Source organism: Neobacillus fumarioli NBRC 102428, from assembly GCF_001591485.1.
GTDB lineage: Bacteria > Bacillota > Bacilli > Bacillales > Cytobacillaceae > Neobacillus > Neobacillus fumarioli.
This window is the reverse complement of sequence record NZ_BCUZ01000013.1, coordinates 1-23,292: the sequence shown is the minus strand read 5'-3', so window position 1 is coordinate 23,292 and position 23,292 is coordinate 1. Positions and strand designations below refer to the sequence as shown.

General features: G+C 42.1%; 22 protein-coding genes. 20 read left to right on the top strand and 2 right to left on the bottom strand.

Features of this window, described 5'->3' with window-relative positions:
• The first annotated feature begins 10 nt into the window (after positions 1-10).
• From BFU02S_RS04320 to BFU02S_RS04275, 11 genes are all read left to right on the top strand, one after another.
• The gene (locus BFU02S_RS04320; protein WP_066367086.1) at positions 11-1,174 is read left to right on the top strand and encodes a CamS family sex pheromone protein; all 1,164 of its coding nucleotides are present in this window, start codon (positions 11-13) and stop codon (positions 1,172-1,174) included.
• Positions 1,175-1,327: 153 nt separating this feature from the next.
• Positions 1,328-2,875: an L-glutamate gamma-semialdehyde dehydrogenase gene (gene pruA / locus BFU02S_RS04315; protein ID WP_066367084.1), complete on the top strand. Its 1,548-nt coding sequence runs from the start codon at positions 1,328-1,330 to the stop codon at positions 2,873-2,875.
• Positions 2,876-3,053: 178 nt separating this feature from the next.
• The gene (locus tag BFU02S_RS04310; protein WP_066367082.1) at positions 3,054-3,287 is read left to right on the top strand and encodes a hypothetical protein; all 234 of its coding nucleotides are present in this window, start codon (positions 3,054-3,056) and stop codon (positions 3,285-3,287) included.
• A 20-nt stretch (positions 3,288-3,307) separates the two neighbouring features.
• On the top strand, positions 3,308-4,294 hold the full coding sequence (locus tag BFU02S_RS04305; RefSeq protein WP_066367081.1) for a hypothetical protein: 987 nt from the start codon (positions 3,308-3,310) through the stop codon (positions 4,292-4,294).
• A 139-nt stretch (positions 4,295-4,433) separates the two neighbouring features.
• Positions 4,434-5,885: a uroporphyrinogen-III C-methyltransferase gene (cobA, locus tag BFU02S_RS04300; RefSeq protein ID WP_066367074.1), complete on the top strand. Its 1,452-nt coding sequence runs from the start codon at positions 4,434-4,436 to the stop codon at positions 5,883-5,885.
• Positions 5,882-6,499: an NAD(P)-binding protein gene (locus BFU02S_RS04295; protein ID WP_066367072.1), complete on the top strand. Its 618-nt coding sequence runs from the start codon at positions 5,882-5,884 to the stop codon at positions 6,497-6,499. Before cobA ends, BFU02S_RS04295 begins: the two co-directional genes overlap by 4 nt.
• Before the next feature lie 166 nt (positions 6,500-6,665).
• The gene (gene aceB, locus BFU02S_RS04290) at positions 6,666-8,258 is read left to right on the top strand and encodes a malate synthase A (RefSeq protein WP_066367069.1); all 1,593 of its coding nucleotides are present in this window, start codon (positions 6,666-6,668) and stop codon (positions 8,256-8,258) included.
• Positions 8,259-8,294: 36 nt separating this feature from the next.
• Entirely contained in the window at positions 8,295-9,572 is a 1,278-nt protein-coding gene (gene aceA / locus BFU02S_RS04285; RefSeq protein WP_066367063.1) for an isocitrate lyase, read from the top strand.
• Between the two features lie 181 nt (positions 9,573-9,753).
• The gene (locus BFU02S_RS04280) at positions 9,754-10,194 is read left to right on the top strand and encodes a YueI family protein (RefSeq protein ID WP_157075850.1); all 441 of its coding nucleotides are present in this window, start codon (positions 9,754-9,756) and stop codon (positions 10,192-10,194) included.
• A gap of 286 nt (positions 10,195-10,480) precedes the next feature.
• Positions 10,481-11,950 (top strand): Mur ligase family protein, encoded by a 1,470-nt coding sequence (locus BFU02S_RS16245; protein ID WP_084360983.1) that lies wholly within the window; start codon positions 10,481-10,483, stop codon positions 11,948-11,950.
• Positions 11,892-12,557 (top strand): type 1 glutamine amidotransferase, encoded by a 666-nt coding sequence (locus tag BFU02S_RS04275; protein WP_169797572.1) that lies wholly within the window; start codon positions 11,892-11,894, stop codon positions 12,555-12,557. Before BFU02S_RS16245 ends, BFU02S_RS04275 begins: the two co-directional genes overlap by 59 nt.
• A gap of 98 nt (positions 12,558-12,655) precedes the next feature.
• Here BFU02S_RS04275 and BFU02S_RS04270 read toward each other — a convergent pair whose 3' ends face one another.
• On the bottom strand, positions 12,656-13,108 hold the full coding sequence (locus BFU02S_RS04270) for an OsmC family protein (protein WP_066367061.1): 453 nt from the start codon (positions 13,106-13,108) through the stop codon (positions 12,656-12,658).
• Positions 13,109-13,337: 229 nt separating this feature from the next.
• Between BFU02S_RS04270 and gatC the strand changes: the two genes are divergently transcribed.
• The 4 genes from gatC (at position 13,338) to BFU02S_RS16960 (ending at position 16,754) form a co-directional block, all read left to right on the top strand.
• A complete protein-coding gene (gene gatC / locus BFU02S_RS04265) occupies positions 13,338-13,631 on the top strand; it encodes an Asp-tRNA(Asn)/Glu-tRNA(Gln) amidotransferase subunit GatC (protein ID WP_066367054.1) in 294 nt (97 codons plus the stop codon).
• Positions 13,632-13,646: 15 nt separating this feature from the next.
• Positions 13,647-15,116: an Asp-tRNA(Asn)/Glu-tRNA(Gln) amidotransferase subunit GatA gene (gatA, locus tag BFU02S_RS04260; RefSeq protein ID WP_066367053.1), complete on the top strand. Its 1,470-nt coding sequence runs from the start codon at positions 13,647-13,649 to the stop codon at positions 15,114-15,116.
• Positions 15,116-16,543 carry an Asp-tRNA(Asn)/Glu-tRNA(Gln) amidotransferase subunit GatB gene (gatB, locus tag BFU02S_RS04255; RefSeq protein WP_066367052.1) on the top strand — a complete coding sequence of 476 codons (1,428 nt, stop codon included), beginning with the start codon at positions 15,116-15,118 and terminating at the stop codon, positions 16,541-16,543. The genes gatA and gatB overlap by 1 nt, the downstream gene beginning before the upstream one ends.
• Positions 16,544-16,610: 67 nt before the next feature.
• Entirely contained in the window at positions 16,611-16,754 is a 144-nt protein-coding gene (locus tag BFU02S_RS16960; protein ID WP_169797573.1) for a hypothetical protein, read from the top strand.
• Between the two features lie 302 nt (positions 16,755-17,056).
• Here BFU02S_RS16960 and BFU02S_RS04250 read toward each other — a convergent pair whose 3' ends face one another.
• Positions 17,057-17,488: a VOC family protein gene (locus BFU02S_RS04250; protein WP_066367047.1), complete on the bottom strand. Its 432-nt coding sequence runs from the start codon at positions 17,486-17,488 to the stop codon at positions 17,057-17,059.
• Between the two features lie 209 nt (positions 17,489-17,697).
• Between BFU02S_RS04250 and BFU02S_RS04245 the strand changes: the two genes are divergently transcribed.
• The 5 genes from BFU02S_RS04245 to rlmD all read left to right on the top strand — a co-directional run bounded on the left by BFU02S_RS04245 (position 17,698) and on the right by rlmD (position 23,128).
• Complete coding sequence (locus BFU02S_RS04245; RefSeq protein ID WP_066367045.1) at positions 17,698-18,252, top strand: thioredoxin family protein; 555 nt, start codon at positions 17,698-17,700, stop codon at positions 18,250-18,252.
• A 236-nt stretch (positions 18,253-18,488) separates the two neighbouring features.
• Positions 18,489-19,430: a diacylglycerol kinase gene (locus tag BFU02S_RS04240; RefSeq protein ID WP_066367042.1), complete on the top strand. Its 942-nt coding sequence runs from the start codon at positions 18,489-18,491 to the stop codon at positions 19,428-19,430.
• A 125-nt stretch (positions 19,431-19,555) separates the two neighbouring features.
• A complete protein-coding gene (locus BFU02S_RS04235; protein WP_084360982.1) occupies positions 19,556-20,101 on the top strand; it encodes a cysteine hydrolase family protein in 546 nt (181 codons plus the stop codon).
• Between the two features lie 62 nt (positions 20,102-20,163).
• Entirely contained in the window at positions 20,164-21,624 is a 1,461-nt protein-coding gene (locus tag BFU02S_RS04230) for a nicotinate phosphoribosyltransferase (protein WP_066367038.1), read from the top strand.
• Between the two features lie 127 nt (positions 21,625-21,751).
• Positions 21,752-23,128 carry a 23S rRNA (uracil(1939)-C(5))-methyltransferase RlmD gene (gene rlmD / locus BFU02S_RS04225; RefSeq protein WP_066367035.1) on the top strand — a complete coding sequence of 459 codons (1,377 nt, stop codon included), beginning with the start codon at positions 21,752-21,754 and terminating at the stop codon, positions 23,126-23,128.
• The last annotated feature ends 164 nt before the right edge of the window (positions 23,129-23,292 follow it).

Sequence of the window (23,292 nt, the reverse complement as noted above, 5' to 3'; positions counted from 1 at the left end):
GTGGAACAACGTGAGAAAGCTTTCAGTACTTGCCATCTCCCTGGTGTTGTTATTAAGTGCCTGTGCACCAAAATTACAAGGGCAGAATCAAGTTGTGAAAACAGATAAATCGAAGGGGAAAGCAATTATCCCAAGCTATAATATTTCTGACAACTACTATCGAACGATTTTGCCTTTTCAGCCAGGGAAAGCCCGCGGACTGGTTGTAAATGATATTAATACTAGATATGATTTAAATGAATTTGAAATGGGATTGATGAGAATTGCCCAGCATAGTTTTGATACAAAGAAATATTATTTTCAAGAGGGTCAGGAAATCTCAGGAGACACAATTAAACTGTGGCTGAACCGTCAATATACACCTGAACAGCTGAAGAAAAACGGCATCAAGCCCTCGGATAATATCGGCCTAAACCCGGTTGATACTGGTACACCGGAGGCGCCAAGCAGCCCAATTTATTTAGCTCATATATTAGAGCATGACTATTTAACGAAAGATGACAAAGGCAATGTGTCCTTAGGCGGTGTCGCTATTGGCCTTGCCCTTAATTCGACCTATTATTATCGGGTAACCCAAAGCAATGGCGGATTTATCGAAATGGAGAAAAGTATACCGTATGATGAAATGGAAAGCCAGGGGAAGAAAATTGCCGCAGAAGTGGTCAAACGAATGCGGAGTATGAAGGGTTTAGAGGATGTACCGATTACGATTGCCTTGTTTGAGCAGCAAAGCAAGACTTCGATTGTTCCTGGAAATTTCATTGATTATGCAACAGTCGATAAAGGAAGCACAAATTTAAATTCATGGCAGAAAGTAAACGAAAAATACTACCTATTTCCTTCCGATGAAGCTCAAAGCGCTCACCGTGATGATGAAACACAATTCCTGAACTTTAAACAGGATGTTGAACAGTATTTTCCAAACTTTAATGGGGTAATCGGCAGAGCTTTTTATGTAGATGACCAGTTGCAGGATTTAAATATTACGATCCCTATTCAATTTTACGGGAAAACCGAAGCGGTGGGCTTTACCCAATATGTGACCGGACTTGTGATGGAGCATTTTCCAAAATATCTTTCCGTTTCTGTCAATGTGACCTCGGTTAATGGGCCGGAAGCCTTGATTGTCAAGAAAGCAAATGACACCGATCCATTTGTCTATATTTATCAGTAAGTCCCCGAATTTTTCGGGGCTTTTACTATTGTCATTTGCCTGTCGGGGAATGACCAAGGCGCCTACGCATTTCTTAACTATTTGCGGCAACAATAGGAATGAGGTAGAATGTTCTTTGGGTGAAATCGTTTACTATATAGGAGGGATTTAGAAATGGTACAACCATACAGACATGAACCGTTCACCGATTTTACGCTTGAAGAAAACCGACAAGGCTTCCTTCAAGGATTAAAGACAGTGGAAAGCTATTTAGGTCAGAACTATGACTTATTAATCGGCGGTGAAAGGATTTCTACTGAAGATAAAATCGTTTCCTATAATCCGGCAAATAAAGAAGAGGTTATCGGCCGTGTTTCCAAAGCAAACAAAGAGTTGGCTGAAAAGGCAATGCAGGCTGCGGTCGAAGCATTTAAAACATGGCGAAAAACAAAGCCTGAAGTCCGTGCTGATATTTTGTTTAAAGCAGCCGCCATCATCCGCCGCCGTAAACATGAGTTTTCTGCACTTTTGACAAAAGAGGCGGGGAAACCATGGCGCGAAGCAGATGCCGATACGGCAGAAGGAATCGACTTCCTTGAATATTACGGCCGTCAAATGTTGTCTTTGAAAGACGGTGTACCTGTACAAAGTCGTCCAAATGAGCATAATCGCTATAACTATATTCCTCTTGGTGTAGGGATTATTATTTCACCATGGAACTTCCCGTTTGCGATCATGTGCGGAACAACCGTAGCAGCGATTGTTACCGGCAATACAGTTCTGTTAAAACCGGCATCTACAACGCCAATCATTGCTGCAAAATTTGTTGAAGTCATGGAAGAAGCAGGGCTTCCAAAAGGTGTCCTGAACTTTGTACCAGGAAGTGGTGCCGAAGTAGGCGACTATTTAGTTGACCATAAAGATACCCGCTTCATCAGTTTTACTGGTTCACGAGATGTGGGCTTGCGCATTTTTGAACGTTCTTCCAAAATCAGTGAAGGACAGATCTGGATGAAACGCTTGATTGCTGAAATGGGCGGAAAGGATACGATTGTAGTAGATGCTGAAGCTGACCTTGAACTGGCAGCACAATCGATCGTGGCATCTGCATTCGGATTTTCCGGTCAGAAATGCTCTGCCTGCTCACGGGCTGTAATCGTGGAATCTGTGTATGATCAAGTATTGAACCGTGTCGTTGAATTAACCAAGGAATTAACGGTTGGAAATCCTGCAGAACAAGGAACTTTTATGGGGCCGGTTATTGATGGCAGTGCCTACAATAAAATCATGGAATATATTGAAATCGGTAAGAACGAAGGCCGACTGATGACTGGCGGGGAAGGCGACAATTCAAAAGGCTTCTTCATTCAACCGACTGTTATTGCCGATTTAGATCCGAAAGCCCGCATCATGCAGGAAGAAATTTTTGGCCCTGTGGTCGGATTCTGCAAAGCGAAAAACTTTGATGAAGCACTTGAAATTGCCAATAATACTGAGTATGGCTTAACTGGAGCGGTCATCTCGAATAATCGCGCCCATATCGATCAAGCTATTGAAGACTTCCATGTCGGTAACCTCTATATTAACCGCGGCTGTACAGGTGCCGTTGTCGGCTATCAGCCATTTGGCGGCTTTAACATGTCCGGAACTGACTCTAAAGCAGGCGGTCCTGACTATTTGCTGCTCCATATGCAGGCGAAAACAACATCAGAATTGTACTAAAATCCAACAAATCAACCTCTTCCTATTACAGGGAGAGGTTTTTTCAGGAAGAAAAAACTGTAACTTTTATGAACTGCTTTCGTTTATAATATTGTAAAATACTCCAAAGTGGGAAAGGAATTATCATTTTGTGTAAAAACTAAATACACGAAATTAAATGAAGATGGAGGAAAGAGATTTGCTGCCATTCTATCTGCTTCACGTTACCAACGTACCGCATGATGACGGTCCTGGTGTGATTGGGTCATTGCTAATTTGCAATCTATTCGTTGTTACGGCGGGAATTATTTTTATCTATCGATTATTTACGCTAAAAAAAGTTCTGAAATATGGCATCATGTTTGGAGTCGCTATCGTCATCAACTATATCTTGATTGCCATCTATGGTGACATTTTTGATTTGCTTGGATAAGAAAAGGGGGAATAGCTAAATTGAAATATTACCGATTATGGGTAGTGGCATTTTTATTGAAATTCATTGGCTCGGCTTGGGATGCGTCTTATCATTTTAAATATTTATTCGAGGAATACTCGATTCCTCATATTGTTAATTTTATGGGGTTTGCCCTAGGCGCATTTTTGCTTATGAAAGAATGGCGGAAGCTCCAATATATGACTGAGTTTTCCAGGAATTTGACAACAATCGGGTATGTTTTATTTCTAATAGGAATTCCACTCGATTTTAGCTACCATATTGCATATGGGATTGATTTAACAACCTGGAGTCCTACACATTTCATTTATTATATTGCTACTGATATTATGATCATTGGTGTCTGGCATGGTTATTTTTCTCACACTTATGAGGAAAAACCATCTTGGAAGTCATTGCATACATGGTTTGCGATGTTTCTTCTGGAGTGCTTTCTATTCCCAAATATGCAGCAGGAAAATGGAGCAATATCCTATAACCAATATATCCATGGAAAATCAATTGCATCAAAGGAAATTCTCGAACTTATTTCCGATCCGAAATCACAAATTTTTGGCGGAATTCCTGAATGGATTTACCCTATTTATTCAGTTTTTGTGGTAACCTTGCTCACGGTAGTAACGATCAGAAGTTGTAAGAATTTTTCTATCCCCGTGATGGCTGCATCACTTTATATCCTAATAAGGTTTGTCTTCAAGTCCGTTTTTTATGTAGTACATTACCCAACCTCCTATGTACCGATGACGATCATCTTTATACCGCTGTTCTTTCTCCTGTTTAAAAGAATCAGTTGGCTGGCATCGATTTTGGGAAGTCTGATGTACTTCTTTACAGTGTTTGCAATTTATAAGACAGCCATCTTAATTACCCCGCCGCTGCAATTGTGGGAAGCAGTGCCCGCTGCATTAATCGGAATTCTTGTGACATGGATTGTTCCATTAATAAAAATTTCTCCGATTCTGAAAACAAAGCATAAGCACACTTAGGGTGTGCTTTTCTTAAGTCCAAGTTTTGGTATATAAAGTTTGCATGGAAGATGATATAATCTTTATAAAATTCTAATCTTACAATTTAAGAAAATTTGGTGTATACCTTTTTTATACAATTACTACAGGGAGGCTGCGGATGAAAACAGGGAAGGTATTTTTAGTTGGTGCCGGGCCAGGGGATATAGGATTACTAACATTAAAGGGCCTGGAGGCTATTCAAAAGGCGGATGTGATTTTGTATGACCGGCTTGCGAATCCAAAGTTATTGGAATTTTCCAAGGATAATTGCGAGCTGATTTATTGCGGTAAATTGCCAGACCGTCATATTTTGCGGCAGAACCATATTAACGAACTTCTTGTTGCAAAAGCTTTAGAAGGGAAAACCGTTGTCCGTCTGAAAGGCGGCGATCCCGGAGTTTTTGGCAGAGTCGGAGAAGAAGCAGCGGTTCTGGCAGGGTATCAGATTCCATTTGAAATTGTACCTGGTGTTTCATCTGGGATGGCTGTACCGCTTTATGCTGGAATTCCTGTGACCCACCGCGAGTATGCAGAATCATTTGCGGTAGTGACTGCCCACGACAAATCGGCAGACGGAAAGCCGCTCTTAAATTGGAAAAGTCTCCAAGGCGTGGATACGATTGCTTTCTACATGGGAGTCGGAAATTTGCCATTTATTTGTGAAAATCTTTTACAACATGGAAAACCGGCTGAAACACCGGTAATCATGATCCAATGGGGAACATTCAGCCGCCAGAAGACATTGCAGGGAACACTTGCGAATATTTGCGCAAAAGCAGCGGCAGAGAACTTCAGCAATCCGGCAATTATTCTAGTGGGCGATGTTGTTTCTCTCCGGGAAAAAATCAGCTGGTTTGAGAAAAAGCCGCTGTTTGGAAGACAAATCTTGCTAGCCCGTACGGGTATTGGTCCAAGCCGCTTAGCAAAGTTTCTAATGGACCAAGGTGCAGATGTCATTGAATTTCCGAAGTGGACAAGGATCCCACAGAGAGTGGATCTATCAAGCATATATGCTTATGATGAAATTGTATTTTCTTCACCCGAAAGTGTCACTGAATTTTTCGAAGCAGTACAGGCCGCTAGCATAGATATTCGAACCATAACAGCTGACTTCCTTGGTGCTTCGATAAAAACGATAAAAGCGCTAAATGAACAAGGCTTTCTTGCTCAAAGATTCGATCATCTGCCCCAAACAGGGAATGTTCTTGTTGTGGGTGATGAGAGCATTCGGAACAAATATGTTGGGGTTGATTGTTTGGTGACTAGCAGAAAAGAGCTTGACCGACAGTTCCTTCCAATTTTAAAAAGAATGCTGGAAGAAGCAGATGTAAACACAGTTGTTTTCCCATGCAGCGCTTCTGTAGATCCGGTTTTTCAGGTACTGAAAGAATGTGGCATAGATACAAGCCAGTTTTTAAACAAAATTCAAGTTGTGGCCAAGGGAGAAAGGACACTTTCGGCATTGGCTGATGCAGGATTGAATGGGGCAGTGGCGCCGGAAACATCAACAAATGAAGCATTGATAAAGGTTTTAACTGATAAATGTCCAATTGAAGTGAGCTCTCCATGAATTCTTATTACCCCATTATGCTCCGGCTTATAGGGAAAAAGGTGGTAGTGGTTGGCGGGGGCAAGGTTGCTGAGAGAAAAGTAACCGGTTTGCTTGAAACAGGGGCCCGGATTACGGTGATCAGTCCAACTGTCACTGGGAAACTTCAAAGACTTGCCAACGAAAAGAAAATAATATGGTGTCCAAGGCCATTTACGGCGGATGATGTAAAAGAGTCACAGCTGATTTTTGCAGCAACGAATGATCCACAAGTAAATCGGTTTGTGAAAGATTCGGCAAAACCGCACCAGTTGGTGACGATTGCCGATTGTCCGGATGCTTCCGATTTCCACCTGCCTTCGCAACTAAAACGAGGCAGGTTAACAATAGCTGTTTCAACAGGAGGAGCTAGTCCCATTCTAGCACGAAAAATTCGCATGGATCTTGAGCAGCAATTTGATCAATCATATGACGATTATTTAGAATTTCTATTTGTCAAACGGCAATGGATTCGGAAAAATGTAGAAAATCCTGTTTTGAAAAAAAAGCTGTTAACTGCGATTGTCAGCGAAGCATTTTTAACAAGCGGCAATCGGGAAGAAGACTTTCAGCAATTATATAAGGAATGGAGCTAAAGCGAGAGCCAAGATAATGGCCCTCGCTTTTTATTTTTTTACTATCGGGGATAAATTTACCGATTTTTTTAAAAATTTCAGAAAAGTAGTTCCATTTTTGAATATTGTGTTATATAATACAAATCGAGGTAACTTACTGTATTATAACAAAGAGGTGATCTAGTTTATGTCGACGCAAACAAGAGGCATTGAAGTTGTAGGAAACTTGAAAGCCCAATATGACGAGATTTTAACACCGGAAGGCTTGCAATTTGTTGAGGAATTGGAGCGAAACTTCGGCCCAAGAAGAGTGGAACTGTTACAGTTGAGAAAGAAACGTCAGGAAGAAATTGATAATGGAAAACTGCCAGACTTTCTTCCCGAAACGAAACATATCCGTAATGGTGATTGGACAATTGCGCCGCTGCCGGAAGATCTTCAGGACAGGAGGGTGGAAATAACTGGGCCGACCGACAGAAAGATGGTCATTAACGCGTTAAACTCAGGAGCCAAATTGTTTATGGCGGATTTTGAAGATGCTACTTCACCGACTTGGGAGAATATCGTCGAAGGACAAATCAACCTAAGAGATGCAGTAAATCGGACGATCAGCTTTGAAAACCCGGATGGGAAGAAATATAAATTAAACGACAAAACAGCCGTGCTGATCGTAAGGCCGCGGGGATTGCACCTAGAAGAAAAACATATGCTGCTTGATGGAAAGCCGATGTCCGGTAGTTTCATCGATTTTGGATTGTATTTTTTCCATAACGTACAAAATCTTTTGGCAAGTGGAACCGGTCCATATTTCTATTTGCCAAAGATTGAAAGCCACTTGGAAGCTCGGCTTTGGAACGATATTTTCGTTTTTGCCCAAGAAAGACTGGGCATCCCGCAAGGAACGATTAAAGCAACCGTATTAATTGAGACGATCTTGGCGGCATTTGAGATGGATGAAATTCTGTATGAGTTAAAAGAGCATTCGGCAGGGCTAAATTGTGGAAGATGGGATTACATTTTCAGCTACCTGAAAAAACTCCGTAACCAAAAGGATGTCATTTTACCAGATCGTTCACAAGTGACAATGACGGTACCGTTCATGCGATCATACTCACTGCTCACGATTCAAACATGTCATCGCCGCAAGGCACCGGCAATGGGTGGCATGGCTGCGCAAATCCCGGTTAAAAATAATCCGCAGGCGAATGAAGAGGCTTTTGCGAAAGTACGCGCTGATAAAGAACGGGAAGCCCGCGACGGTCATGATGGAACATGGGTTGCTCATCCGGGGCTCGTACCGGTTGCAATGGAAGCTTTTAACCGCGAGATGCCGATGCCAAACCAAATTCATTCTGGAAAACAACAGAAAATTACCGTTACAGCGCAAGATTTGCTGGAAGTGCCTAAAGGAACCATAACGGAAGAAGGTGTCCGCACCAATATCAATGTAGGAATCCAATATGTGGCTTCCTGGTTATCAGGAAGAGGTGCTGCCCCTATTCACAACTTAATGGAGGATGCCGCAACAGCGGAAATTTCTCGGGCTCAGCTTTGGCAGTGGATCCGTCATCCCAAAGGGGTTTTGAATGATGGTCGGAAGGTAACGGTTGAAATGTATCAGCAATTGAAGGAAGAAGAATTAGAAAAGATCAAACAGGAAGTGGGCGAGAAGAGCTTTGCTGAGGGGCGCTTCACTGAAGCGGCAGAACTGTTTGACCGATTGATTCAAAATGACGAATTTGTTGATTTCTTAACTTTACCTGGATATGAGCTTTTATAAAAAAATATTTTAATAGATAAATAGGAGGAATTAAATATGACAGATGTAAGAGTCGCTAAATTACAAGAAAGCTGGGAAATGGATTCACGTTGGAAGGGAATTACAAGACCATATACAGCAGAGGATGTTATCAAATTACGCGGTTCCATTGATATTGAACATACATTGGCACGACGGGGCGCTGAAAAGCTTTGGAAACTATTAAATGAAGAAGACTACATTAATGCTCTTGGTGCATTGACTGGAAACCAGGCTGTTCAACAGGTGAAAGCAGGGTTGAAAGCAATCTATTTAAGCGGCTGGCAGGTGGCAGCTGATGCCAATCTTGCTGGACAAATGTACCCCGATCAAAGTTTATATCCGGCCAATAGTGTGCCAAATGTTGTGAAACGAATTAATCAGGCACTTGAGCGTGCTGACCAAATCCACCATGCAGAAGGTGATAACTCGATTGACTGGTTTGCCCCAATTGTGGCTGATGCTGAAGCGGGCTTTGGCGGTCAGTTAAACTGCTTTGAATTAATGAAAGCGATGATTGAAGCTGGTGCTGCCGGGGTTCATTTTGAGGATCAGCTGTCTTCCGAGAAAAAATGCGGCCACTTAGGCGGCAAAGTGCTGCTTCCAACGCAAACAGCGGTACGTAACTTAATTGCTGCCCGCCTAGCCGCCGACGTAATGGGTGTTCCGACGGTGTTAATAGCTCGCACAGATGCAAATGCAGCTGACTTGATCACGAGCGATATTGACCTTAATGACGCACCATTCATCACCGGCGATCGCACACCGGAAGGTTTCTTCCGCACAAGAGCAGGCATTGATCAGGCAATCAGCCGCGGCCTTGCTTATGCTCCATATGCCGATTTAATCTGGTGCGAAACTTCCGAACCAAATATTGAGGAAGCACGCCGCTTTGCTGAAGCAATCCATGAGAAATTTCCTGGCAAACTACTTGCCTACAACTGTTCACCATCTTTCAACTGGAAGAAGAAACTTGACGAAGAAACAATCGCGAATTTCCAACAAGAACTTGGCAAAATGGGCTACAAGTTCCAATTTGTCACACTTGCCGGCTTCCACGCATTAAACCACAGCATGTTCGAACTCGCTCGTGGTTACAAAGAGCGCGGTATGGCTGCCTATTCCGAATTGCAGCAAGCTGAATTCGCCAGTGAGCAATATGGCTATACAGCAACCCGTCACCAGCGCGAAGTTGGTACAGGTTACTTTGACCAAGTATCCATGGTCATCTCCGGTGGAACTTCTTCAACTACTGCATTGAAAGGCTCAACTGAAGAAGCTCAATTCCAGAAATAATGTGAAAAACAAAATCCTTCTCTCCATCGCGAGGGAAGGATTTTTTTGAGAACTGTGCCCAGCACGTAGAAGCCGTTTACTTGCTCAAAGGGAAAAAGCTCAAATGACCATTTTTCAAAAAGGAACCTTTCGATCCCTATTCTCATACATAGTAATAGCTTTTGATATGGAGTTGATTCTTTTGAAAAAGCCTGGCGTTGAAGAGGTTTTAAAACAAGGGATGCATGGCCCGCTGGAAACAAAACCAGAGGAGCGAAAGAAATATTTAGGTACATTACGGGAGAGGATTATCGTCGCATTAACCAAAAAGCAAGTAGCAGAAGCAAAGATTTATCCACAGGTTGAGAAATATATAAAGGATTACCCTAAAGCCCGTTTGCTTTTAAATGGCACTTTAAATTACACGGAAATTTCCAAGTACATTAAAATGGCATCTACATTAAAAATTGACCACACAATTGTTACAAACAATGTACAGGATACCGATATTGGACTCGTTCTGGCAATGGACTACGCAATTGACAAAGAAGAAATTTTTCTCTCCAAAAAAAATGTCCCTTATCCACAAGGAAAGAAGAGTAGCAGTATTTTACAGAAGATTTTTAAACGTGGGAAGAAATAAGGCTAAATTTGTAAATAGAGGTAATAAAAATAGCGAAAAAAAACTAGATATAACAAGGAATTTATTTGTATTTGTCGAATGTATATGGTAATGACCTAAAATCTTTCGACTGAGGAATAACCAAATTTACCTAAACAATCTAATATTGACCAAATGAGTAATAATAATTCCAACGGTCATAGAAAGCTTATGGGTACATAAAATACTAAAGCAAAGCGAAGTGGCCGCTTTGGTTTATGTTCCCAAATTATCTAGATATTTTGGCACTTCCGTTGGAGGGATAAACATGAAAGCACAAATAGCGATATGGGCGGGAAAAACGGCTGGGACATTGAGCAAAGTAATGGGAAATAGCGGCAGCACCATTCCTGGAGTGGTAGCGAGAAAAGTAGACGGCAGTTTTTTGCATCATCTAAGAAAACATACAAACACTGTCGTTTATATTACGGGAACCAATGGTAAAACCACTACCACAAACTTGATTGCACACCTCCTCGAGTGTTCAGGAAAAAGAATCATCACGAATCGGGAGGGAGCGAATATGGTTACAGGTATTGCCGCTGCCATGGTTCATAATGCTCCTCTTTTAGGATGGGCTAAGAATGATGTGGCTGTAATGGAAGTGGATGAAGCAAGTCTTCCTAAAGCAGTTTCTGATTGCCCGCCGGATTATCTCGTAGTGATGAATTTTTTCCGTGACCAGCTGGATCGGTATGGTGAAGTAGATCTGCTAATAGAAAAAATGAAAGATTCTTTAAAAACGATTGACGTGAAACTAATTTTGAATGCAGATGATCCGTTTGTCCATCGGTTTTCAGATCTTAACAAAGAAAATGTATATGTAGGTTTGGCGTCAAATGCCTGCCAGTTTCCGAATTATTCCGTAAGTGAGTCCAAATATTGCCCTCACTGTCAAAGTGAACTGACTTACAGTAATATTCATTTTGCCCAGTTAGGACACTACCAATGTACTTGCGGGTTTGGAAGACCCAGGACCGATGTAAGCGCCGAAAAAGTTATCCAAAGTCCAAATGGAATTCGACTTGTTGTTGATGGAGAGGAATATGTAACTCCATTAAAAGGCATGTACAATGCTTATAATGTCTTATTTGCCATTAGTTTATGTAAGGAACTGGAAATGACGTCGAGTGAAATTCGGAAATGTCTTGTTAAGAGTCAAAGGGCAGACGGAAGAATGCAGGAGTTTATGATTAATGGCGAAATGTGGCGGTTAAATCTTGTGAAGAATCCTGCTGGAGCGAATGTCACGTTGTCTGAGTTTTTCCAGTCAAAACAGAAAAAACAGCTGATTTTTTGCCTTAATGACAATCTTGCAGATGGCGAGGATATTTCATGGATTTGGGATATTGATTTAGAGATGGCCAATCGGCTAGAAGTCGAGAGTTTTATCGCCAGCGGCAAACGGGCGCATGATGTGGCTCTCCGAATGAAATATGCAGGAATTCCTGAAGAAAAAATCAACATTATCCCAAGTTTAAAACAGGCTGTTACCCATGCAAAAGGAAAGAACACTCCCGCTTATATTATGGCTACATATACTTGTCTTGCTCCGCTTGTTGGCATTTTGTCGGAAGAACAAAATCTAAGGGAGGAGGAAACCTTTGGAGCTGATCCTGTACCACTTTTGTCCAGATACATTAAACCTATATGGGGACAAAGGAAATATCATTTGCTTAATGAAACGGTGCGAATGGCGTGGAATCAACGTTCGGGTCGTCGAAATCAAGAACCCTGATGATGCTAAAAACTCAGGCTGCGACATTTTTATGATTGGCGGTGGCAGCGATAGGGAACAAGCCATTGCGACCAAACGGCTTGCCCCCCTTGTGAAAGAAATCAAAGCATGGGTAGAAGATGGAGTTTCTGGCTTAACCATCTGTGGCGGTTATCAGTTTCTCGGTGATTATTATGAAACGAAAACTGGGGAAAAATTAACCGGCATGGGGATTCTGCCATTTTACACGAAAGCGGAAGATAGCAGGCTGATGACGAATATTTTGGTGGAATCTCAAACATTTGGCCGTATCGTTGGTTTTGAGAATCATGGCGGCAGGACTTACCATCATTTCCCGACGCTTGGCAAAGTGGTAAATGGTTTTGGCAATAACGGAGAGAGCGGTGAAGAGGGCCTACATTATCACAACCTAATTGGTACGTATCTACACGGGCCGATTCTCCCGAAAAATTCACAAATTGCCGATTATCTGATTGGACAAGCTTACGAACGCAAAACAGGAAGGAAACTTGAACCGCTGCCTGATGAAATGGAGAAGATCGCCAATCAAACGGTCTGGGAGCGATTTTTAAATACGAAGCCGACAAAATACGCAAATGAAAGATGACAGGGAGCTTGCATGGCAAGCTCCTATTCATCATGTATAAATTGACTTCGAAAATTGTCTAGCCCTACAAAAAGATACAACAGCAGACTTGCGCTTTGCTAATCGGCCGCAGTTTCTATTTTTATTTGAAGTTCCATTTCGACATTACCCTGAATAGCCCGGCTGATCATGCAAGAGGTTTCAGCCTTTTTGGCAAGTCTCTGTGCCAGCGTAAATTCTTTCTCGGATGCATTTTGTTTTAAAATGATATGAGGTCGATGGATGATCTTTTTAAAAGTTAAAATACCATTTGTTACATCAACAATCGCTTCTGATTCCATTGTTAGGTTTTCCTTTTCCAGGCCGCTTCGCTGCATCATCGCAGCAAGGGTGATAATATAGCAGGTTGCCGCTGCACCCAGCAGCATTTCATCCGGATTTGTACCGATCCCCGGGCCATCCATTTCCGAGGGGATGGATACTTTCGTTTTTAAATTCTTTGCCTCAATTTCTCCCACATCATTACGCAATCCCGGCCAGTGTACTTTTAATAGAAAATGGTGTTCTGCCATTTTGCTTCCTCCTAAAGTTTTGGTTTTTATTTTGTTGAATTGGGAAAAGAAACATGCTAATTTTTATACGTTTAATTATAGTCGAAAGATTGATAGAATTGTGAATCATAAGCTCCTTTTTCTAAAATAGTTTATTCTTGTCCATAATGAAGGAGTAATCATTGCGGTAAAGTAAAAAAGTTTGCTATTATCATTATTATGAATATTCAATGAGCGGAGGTCACCTATTATGTCACGAATTTCAACGGAACAGGTTAAGCATGTGGCTAATTTGGCGCGCTTGGCAATATCTGAAGAAGAAACGGAAAAATTCACCAAGCAGCTGGATGCCATTATTACATTTGCCGAACAGTTAAACGAACTGGATACGGAAAATGTAGCACCTACCTACCATGTGTTAGATATGAAAAACGTCTTGCGCGAGGATATGCCAAAACCGGGACTGCCGCGTGAAGAGGTGTTGAAAAATGCACCGAACGTTCAGGATGGGCAATTTAAAGTACCGGCAATTTTAGGGGAGTAAGAGGAGGATAGAAAGGTGAGTTTATTCGATCATAAAGTTTCAGATTTACATGAGCTGATACATAAAAAAGAACTAAAAGTTTCGGACCTTGTTGAAGAATCCTTTAAGCGAATTGCACAAGTAGAGGACAAGGTTCAGGCTTTCTTAACATTAGATGAAGAACAGGCACGAAATACGGCAAAAGTTATGGATGACAAGCTGGCATCAGATTCCGCCAAAGGCTTGTTGTTCGGCATGCCGATTGGAATTAAGGATAATATCGTCACAAAAGGGCTTCGGACAACCTGTGCCAGCAAAATTCTAGAAAATTTTGATCCGATATACGATGCCACCGTTGTGCAAAAGTTGCAACAGGCTGAAACGGTTACGATTGGCAAATTAAACATGGACGAGTTTGCCATGGGTTCTTCCAATGAAAATTCAGGCTTCAAAAAGACCTATAATCCTTGGAATTTAGAAAGGGTACCAGGCGGATCCTCAGGTGGCTCTGCTGCAGCGGTCGCGGCCGGTGAAGTGCTATTCTCACTTGGTTCAGACACTGGAGGTTCCATCCGCCAGCCTGCGGCTTTCTGCGGCGTTGTCGGATTAAAGCCGACATATGGCCGTGTTTCCCGTTTCGGTCTTGTGGCATTTGCTTCTTCGCTGGACCAAATCGGGCCTATAACGAGAACGGTAGAGGATAATGCTTATCTCCTGCAGGCGATCTCCGGCGTTGACCCGATGGATTCTACCTCGGCAAATGTGGAAGTACCGGACTTTGCAGCAGCCATGACAGGTGATGTAAAAGGATTAAAAATAGCCGTTCCGAAAGAGTATCTTGGTGAAGGGGTGGCGGAATCTGTCCGCCAGTCTGTACTGGATGCCTTAAAGGTTCTTGAAAAACACGGAGCCGTGTGGGAAGAAGTGTCATTGCCGCATTCTAAATATGCGCTTGCCACTTACTATTTACTGTCATCTTCAGAAGCATCCGCCAACCTGGCTCGATTCGATGGTGTCCGATATGGTTACAGGACACCGGATGCTGAGAATCTCTTGGATATGTATAAAAAGACAAGAGCGGAAGGCTTCGGCGATGAAGTAAAACGGCGGATTATGCTTGGAACGTTTGCATTAAGTTCCGGTTACTATGATGCTTACTATAAAAAGGCACAAAAAGTACGTACATTGATTAAACAAGACTTTGAAAATGTATTTGCCAATTACGATGTAATTATTGGGCCGACAACCCCAACTCCTGCCTTTAAAATTGGCGAAAACATCGAGGACCCGATGACCATGTACGTGAATGATATTTTAACCATTCCAGTAAACTTGGCAGGTGTTCCGGCTATTTCTGTGCCGTGCGGCTTTGATGGCGGGCTGCCTTTAGGTCTGCAAATCATCGGCAAACATTTTGATGAAGCGCTCCTTTACCGTGTCGCTCATGCGTTTGAGCAGGCAACAGATTACCATAAACAAAAGCCGCAATTAGAGGGGGTGAAATAATGGAGTTTGAAACAGTCATTGGACTAGAGGTTCATGTAGAGCTAAAAACAGAATCTAAAATCTTTTCAGCCAGTCCAAACCATTTTGGTGCCGAGCCGAACTCTAATACATCTGTTATAGATCTTGGCTATCCGGGTGTTCTGCCAGTCTTGAATAAAAAAGCTGTGGAGTTTGGCATGAAAGCAGCAATGGCTTTGAACTGTCAAATCGCAACACATACAAAGTTTGACCGTAAGAACTATTTTTACCCGGATAATCCGAAGGCCTATCAAATCTCACAATTTGACCAGCCGATTGGCGAGCACGGCTGGATTGAAATTGAAGTGAATGGCTATAAGAAAAAAATTGGCATTACAAGAATTCACTTGGAAGAAGACGCAGGTAAATTGAACCACGGCAAAGGTTATTCATTGGTAGACTTCAACCGCCAGGGAACGCCGCTCATTGAGATTGTGTCAGAGCCGGATATTCGTACACCTGATGAAGCTTATGCGTACTTGGAAAAATTAAAATCCATTATCCAATATACAGGTGTTTCTGATTGCAAAATGGAAGAGGGCTCGCTCCGCTGTGATGCCAATATTTCCATTCGCCCAGTCGGTCAAAAGGAATTCGGCACAAAAACGGAATTGAAGAACTTAAACTCATTCAACTTTGTCCGTAAAGGGCTGGAATATGAAGAAAAGCGGCAGCGGGAAATTGTGCTGAGCGGTGGAAAAATTGAGCAAGAGACACGCCGTTTTGATGAAGCAACGGGAACGACCATCCTAATGCGAGTCAAGGAAGGATCCGATGACTATCGTTACTTCCCGGAACCGGATTTGCTAGAGCTTTATATTGACGAAGACTGGAAGGCACGGATTCGTGCAGAAATCCCTGAACTCCCTGATGAACGGCAAAAACGTTATGTAGAGGAGCTCGGTCTGCCTGTTTATGATGCCAAAGTACTGACCGTCACGAAAGAAATGGCAGATTTTTTTGAAGTCACTGTGGCCGCAGGAGCCGACGCAAAACAGGCCTCCAACTGGATCATGGGCGAAGTTTCCGGCTATTTAAATGCAGAAGGCAAAGAGCTTGAGGAGGTTCCATTAACGCCAGAAGGCCTTGCCAGCATGATTAAGCTGATCGAAAACGGAACAATTTCCTCTAAGATTGCCAAAACTGTCTTTAAGGAATTAATCGAAAACGGCGGCAATGCTGAACAAATTGTGAAAGAAAAAGGTCTTGTGCAAATTTCCGACGAAGGAACACTTTTGAAAATTATTTCAGAGGTACTTGATCACAATCCGAAATCGATTGAGGACTTCAAGGGTGGCAAAGCGAAAGCTACCGGCTTCCTTGTCGGCCAGATTATGAAAGCGACAAAAGGACAGGCCAATCCGCAAATGGCGAACAAATTACTGTTGCAAGAATTGGATAAAAGATAGGTTAATCAGCTGGCAGATTTACATCTGCCAGTTTTTCTGTGTGAAAAAAGTCGAGGAAATCTTCGACATGGTTTATGGAATTTCCCGGGAAAAAAGCTTTACTGTTGCGGGTTGGGGAAGTTTTTACTCAAACGTTTGCTTAGAAGGAATATTTGTCGAAATGCCTATAAATAGAGAAAAACTGCTGAATTTCATCAGAAATCCAAATTAAAGGAGTAGTTACCGACAATTTTTTTATCCAAATGGATGAAGAAATCTTTATAGAAATGAGCAAAATGTCAGTTTAATTAAACGTTTGTTTATTTTTTTAAACGACAAATTTCAAGGTGAATTTAAATGAGAATTTATTGATCGAACAGGGATCAGCAGCCATTTAACCAAACGTTTGTTTAATAAAAAAGAAGGGGCAGAAGTAGGGCTGATGGGGAAGGCATGGAGCAAAAAAGGCCCAGGATGCCATAAGAATGATAGGCGCCCGAAGCCATAAAGAAAAAAGAGCTAATCAATATAAAACTAGAACGAAATCATTCCACCTCTTTCATCGAAAACGGAACTAGGATTCCAGGCAACCTCCCACAGATTATTTTCAGGGTCGGCAAAATAGGAGGTCCTGCCGCCCCAAAAAGCATCGCTTGGTTCCCGAAGTATTTTACCTCCTGCCCTTCTGATGCTTTCAATCACATCGTCAACCTGGTCGGGAGATTCTACATTAATAGCAAAGGTAACAGGCCGATAGGAATCAATAGATTGCGCTATTTCAATGCCGGCATCTTTGGCCAGTTCTGGGACAGGGAACAATGAAAGCAGCACACCGGCAGTTTTAAAAACGGCATAATCATCAGAACTAATTTCAGTCTCCTCCCATCCTAACCCTTTATAAAAAGACCGAAGAGCTGGTAAATCAAAAGCGCCAATTGTCAGCAAGCTTACTCTTTGTGGAACCATAAATCCTCCTCCTTACGATATTATTGACAAACCTACTCAAAACACTGCTACTATCGAATACTTCGGAATATTCTTTCTTCAGATGAACTAAAAAATCCTTTATAAAAAAATGCTTTTATGGTTTTTCATAATGAAATCTATCAAATCATTCCAATGGTACAGTTCCCGAAAAACTTATAATATAAAGGTAAACGAAAGGAGGACATGGTATGGATTTAAATGCATGGTTTGAAAAAGGGTTGACAGCAGATGAGTATATCCAATCTATGAATCGGAATAAACAGGAGATGCTAAGCATCCTTAACCAATTCTCATTAAGAGATGCTGATAAACACCAACTTGAACAGTTACGTCCGCGTAAATTACGGGCAATCGTATTGACAGAGGATTGGTGCGGGGATGCAATGTTAAACAATCCAATTTTATTAAAAATCGCTGAAACAGCAGAAATTGATGTTCGCTTTATCCTTCGTGACCAAAACCTTGAACTGATGGACCAATACTTAACAAATGGCACATCACGGGCCATTCCCATCTTTATTTTTATTAACCAAGATGGTGTTGAAGTGGGGGTTTGGGGGCCGCGTGCACCAGAAATACAGGCGAGGGTGGACAAAGAACGTGCTGCCTTGCCGGATAATGATTCTCCAGACTTTCAAGAAAAGCAAATGGCCATGTACAAGCGCCTTTCTGCATCCTATCAAACAGATCCAGCTATTTGGCAAACCGTAGCAGACAGCATTATTTCGTTGCTTTTAAAATAAGGATCTATTCATCTACTCTGTCAACTGGCTCAAAGCAACCCAAGAACTTTAAATTGGCAATAAAAGAAGGAGACAATTTTTTTGATAGTTGCTCCTTCTTTTATTGCAAAAAAATAAAACAAAGGTATTATATAAGATGGACATTTTTGACTGGATCTTGGTTATATTGTAAGCGTCGTTCATAGCTGATAGAATATAATCTTAGGAAATGTGACTTCAGAAATAGGATGATGATGATGAAACGTGCAAGACTGATTTACAATCCCACTTCAGGACGCGAATTGATCAGGCGTCAGCTGCCGGACATCCTTGAAAAATTAGAGAAAGCCGGATACGAAGCTTCTTGTCATGCAACGACAGGTGCTGGTGATGCAACAAATGCTGCTCGAATGGCGGTTGAGCGTCAGTATGATGTTGTCATTGCAGCGGGCGGCGACGGAACAATTCATGAAGTGGTAAATGGTCTCGCGGAACAGGAGTACCGGCCTAAATTAGGCATTATTCCGGCCGGAACAACCAATGACTTTGCCAGGGCTTTGCAAATTCCGAGAGATGTCGGTACAGCTGTTGATATTATTACCAAAGGGGATCTGATTCCTGTTGATATCGGACGGATTAATGATAAATATTTTATCAATATTGCTGGCGGTGGAAGAATCACAGAGCTGACATATGAAGTACCAAGCAAACTAAAAACACTGCTTGGCCAGCTTGCTTATTATTTAAAAGGTATTGAAATGCTGCCTTCCATTAAAGCGTCAGATCTTCGGATAGAATATGACGGAAAGCTGTTTGAAGGAGAGGTCATGATGTTTCTTGTCGGATTGACCAATTCCATTGGCGGATTTGAGAAGCTTGCTCCTGATGCCTCCATCAATGACGGCTTGTTTTCCCTGTTAATTTTAAAAAAGGTAAACCTCGCTGAGTTTATTCGGGTCGTTTCCCTGGCATTAAGGGGAGAGCATATTCATGATCCGAATATCATTTATACACAGGCAAACAGAATTAAAGTTTATTCTGAAGAAAAAGTGCAATTAAATTTGGACGGAGAATTTGGTGGTCTGCTGCCGGCAGAATTTGAAAACTTATACCGTCATTTAGAGGTATTCGTTCCGCTGAATAATATTCGCCCGAACGATCGGCCGACTGACTGGGTTACTGGGCAAAGATATAGTTGAAAAAAGTTCGTTCCCCAGAAGGAGCGGGCTTTTTTTCGATCCATCATTTTTTCTTCCAGCTATCTTGAAAAATATGTATAATGAAAAAAGATCGTTGTCAAGACAATGGAAGGAGCGATGGGCGAATGAAAGCTTTGATTAATATCGATTATACATATGATTTTGTGGCGGATGATGGGGCACTAACCTGCGGCAAGCCGGGACAGGAGATTGAAGGGAAAATCACTGCATTGACAAAAGAGTTTATTGATAATGGAGATTATGTTGTATTCGCAATTGATGTCCATGATAAGGGGGACGAATATCATCCGGAAACGAAATTATTCCCACCGCATAACTTGAGAGGAACTTCCGGCCGGCATTTATATGGCAGCCTTCAGGCAGTTTATGAGGAAAACAAACTGCGCAGCAATGTCGTCTTAATGGATAAGACGAGATACTCTGCATTTGCCGGCACGGATCTGGAACTAAAATTACGCGAGCGGGGAATCACAGAAATTCATCTTGTAGGTGTCTGCACCGATATTTGTGTACTTCATACAGCTGTCGATGCGTATAATAAAGGTTTTAAGATCGTGATTTATAAAGATGCTGTTGCGTCTTTTAATCAAGCAGGACATGAGTGGGCCCTTGGGCATTTTGCACAATCGCTTGGTGCTATGGTTAGATAGCCTTTTTAATGGTATGATGGAGATACGCTTGAAAGTTGCAATAGTATTCCGGAGGACCGATTATGAGAACTTATCATGACGATAGCTTTACACTGCACACGGATCTTTACCAGATTAATATGGCCGAAACGTATTGGCGGGATGGAATCCATAAGAAACGTGCCGTCTTTGAGCTTTTTTTCCGAAAGCTTCCGTTTGGAAATGGTTATGCTGTTTTTGCCGGTCTGGAGAAAGTCATTCAATTTATTCAAAATTTCCGTTTTAGCGAAGAAGATCTAGAATATTTGAAAAATGAAGTAGGTTACAAGGAAGATTTTTTAGCCTATCTCAAAGACCTTCGTTTTACGGGAACGATTCGCTCAATGAAAGAAGGAGAGCTAGTTTTCGGTAATGAGCCGATTTTGCGAGTGGATGCCTCGCTGGCTGAAGCACAATTGATCGAGACCGCCTTGCTTAACATTGTGAATTACCAAACATTAATTGCTACGAAGGCTTCCAGAATAAAGCAGGTCGTTGGCGATGATGTTGCAATGGAATTTGGGACAAGAAGGGCGCAGGAAATGGATGCCGCCGTCTGGGGAACAAGAGCAGCTTACCTCGCCGGTTTTGATGCGACAAGTAATGTAAGGGCCGGCAAAATGTTTGGCATTCCGGTGTCAGGCACCCATGCCCATGCAATGGTACAAGCTTACAAAGATGAATATACTGCCTTCCATAAATATGCCGAAACCCACAAGGATTGTGTTTTCTTAGTAGATACATATGATACGCTTCGCCTTGGCGTGCCAAATGCGATCAAAGTAGCAAAAGAGCTTGGCGATCAAATTAATTTTATTGGAATTCGTCTCGATAGCGGTGACCTTGCATATCTATCAAAGGAAGCACGGAAAATGCTGGATGAGGCAGGATTTAAAGATGCTAAAATTATTGCCTCAAGCGATTTGGACGAGTATACGATTATCAACTTGAAGGCGCAAGGGGCCAAAATTGATAGCTGGGGAATCGGCACGAAACTGATCACAGCTTATGATCAGGCAGCACTTGGTGCTGTGTATAAACTGGTCGCCATTGAAGATGAAAATGGCAAGATGGAAGATACGATTAAAATTTCCTCCAATCCGGAAAAAGTAACGACCCCGGGTTTAAAGAGGATTTATCGCATTATTAACAATAAAAACAACCATGCTGAGGGTGACTACGTGGCGCTGGAAAATGAAAAGCTGCCGGAAAAAAGACTTCACATGTTCCATCCGACGCATACGTACATTAACAAGGTCGTCACCAACTTTACAGCAAAAGAACTCCATGAAGATATTTTTGTCAATGGAAAGCTCATTTATAACATCCCATCTTTAGAGGAATCCCGGGAATACTTGAAACAAAACCTAAATTCCCTTTGGGAGGAATATAAGCGTACCATGAATCCTGAAGAATATCCTGTTGACCTGAGCCAAAACTGTTGGAGCAATAAGATGAAAAATATTGAAGAAGTGAAAGAAAAAGTTGCGGCAATGAAGGAATAATGTTTGAGGCGTCTCCCCAATGGAGGCGTCTTCTTGCTTTTTAGCGGTCGAACAACCGTCCATTTCGTATTTCCTGCCATTGTATGGTACAATCTTGCTAGTCAAAATCGAGAAAAGGAAGAAACAAATGAAGAGAACATTGCCGGTCAATAAAAATGATTATATAGATGTTGTATTTGAAGATTTAACCCATGATGGAGCAGGCGTGGCGAAAGTAGAAGGTTACCCGTTGTTTGTTCCGAACGGCCTGCCAGGTGAAAAAGCCAAAGTGAAAGTAATTAAGGTGAATAAAAGCTACGGAATTGGCCGCCTGATCGAGCTTTACGAAAAAAGTACGTACCGTGTAGATATTCCTGCAACTGAAAAAAATAAATACGGCGGCTGCCAGTTGGAGCATATCAGCTATGAAGGCCAGCTGAAATATAAAGAAAATCAAGTCCGTCAAGTGCTTTCCCGCATTGGCAAACTGGAAGATGTCGTGGTCCATCCAATTATAGGAATGGATCACCCATGGCACTACCGCAATAAAGCCCAAGTGCCTGTCGGTGAGAAAGACGGCAAATTGATCGCCGGCTTTTTTAAACCAAGAAGCCATGAAATCGTGGACATGGATGAAAGTGTCATCCAGCTCCCGGAAGTCAATGAAGCCATACAGACTGTAAAGGAAATTTGCAGTGAGCTAAGCATTCCTGCGTATCATGAAGAGTCTCATCAAGGGGTCTTAAGACATATTATGGCTCGGTTTGGGAAGCAGACTGGTGAGCTCATGGTTGTCATCATTACCAAAACAGCAGATATACCTCATAAAAATAAACTGGTCGAGGAAATCATCTCCCGCTTGCCCAAAGTAAAATCAATTGTTCATAATGTCAATTCAAAACGGACAAACGTGATTTTAGGGGAAAAGACGAAAGTATTATGGGGGAATGAATTCATTTACGACTATATTGGTGATGTCAAATTTGCCATTTCCGCTTTATCCTTTTACCAGGTAAATCCGGTACAGACAAAAGTGCTGTATGATAAGGCACTTGAGTATGCTGATTTAAGTGGCACGGAGAGCGTCATTGACGCTTATTGCGGCATTGGCACCATTTCGCTATTCTTAGCCCAAAAGGCCAAAAAGGTTTTCGGGGTGGAAGTCGTACCTGAAGCGATTGAAGATGCAAAACGGAATGCCAAATTAAACGGAATAGAGAACGTCGAATTCACTGCCGGAGAAGCGGAAATTGTGATCCCGAATTGGTATAAACAAGGAAATGCCGCCGATGTATTAGTGGTAGACCCGCCGCGCAAAGGCTGCGACGAAGCCCTGCTGCGAACCATTTTAGAGATGAAGCCGAAAAGAATAGTCTACGTGTCCTGCAACCCATCCACCTTAGCCCGTGACCTGCGGATCCTTGAAGACGGCGGGTATAAAACGTTAGAAGTGCAGCCGGTGGATATGTTTCCGCAGACGATGCATGTTGAGACGGTAGTATTGATGTCAAGGGTTGAGAAATAGGAGTGTTCAAAATACTGATAAATAAAGGGTTTTCAAGGTTGGAAGGTTTTCTGCCTGATGTATGATGGTGCCTTTTAATCTTAGAAATCCTTATTTTTATTTATTGAGGAAACTGGTCGACTGTAAAAAAATGCTTGGGGTCGAGTTGACAGGTTAGATTTTTT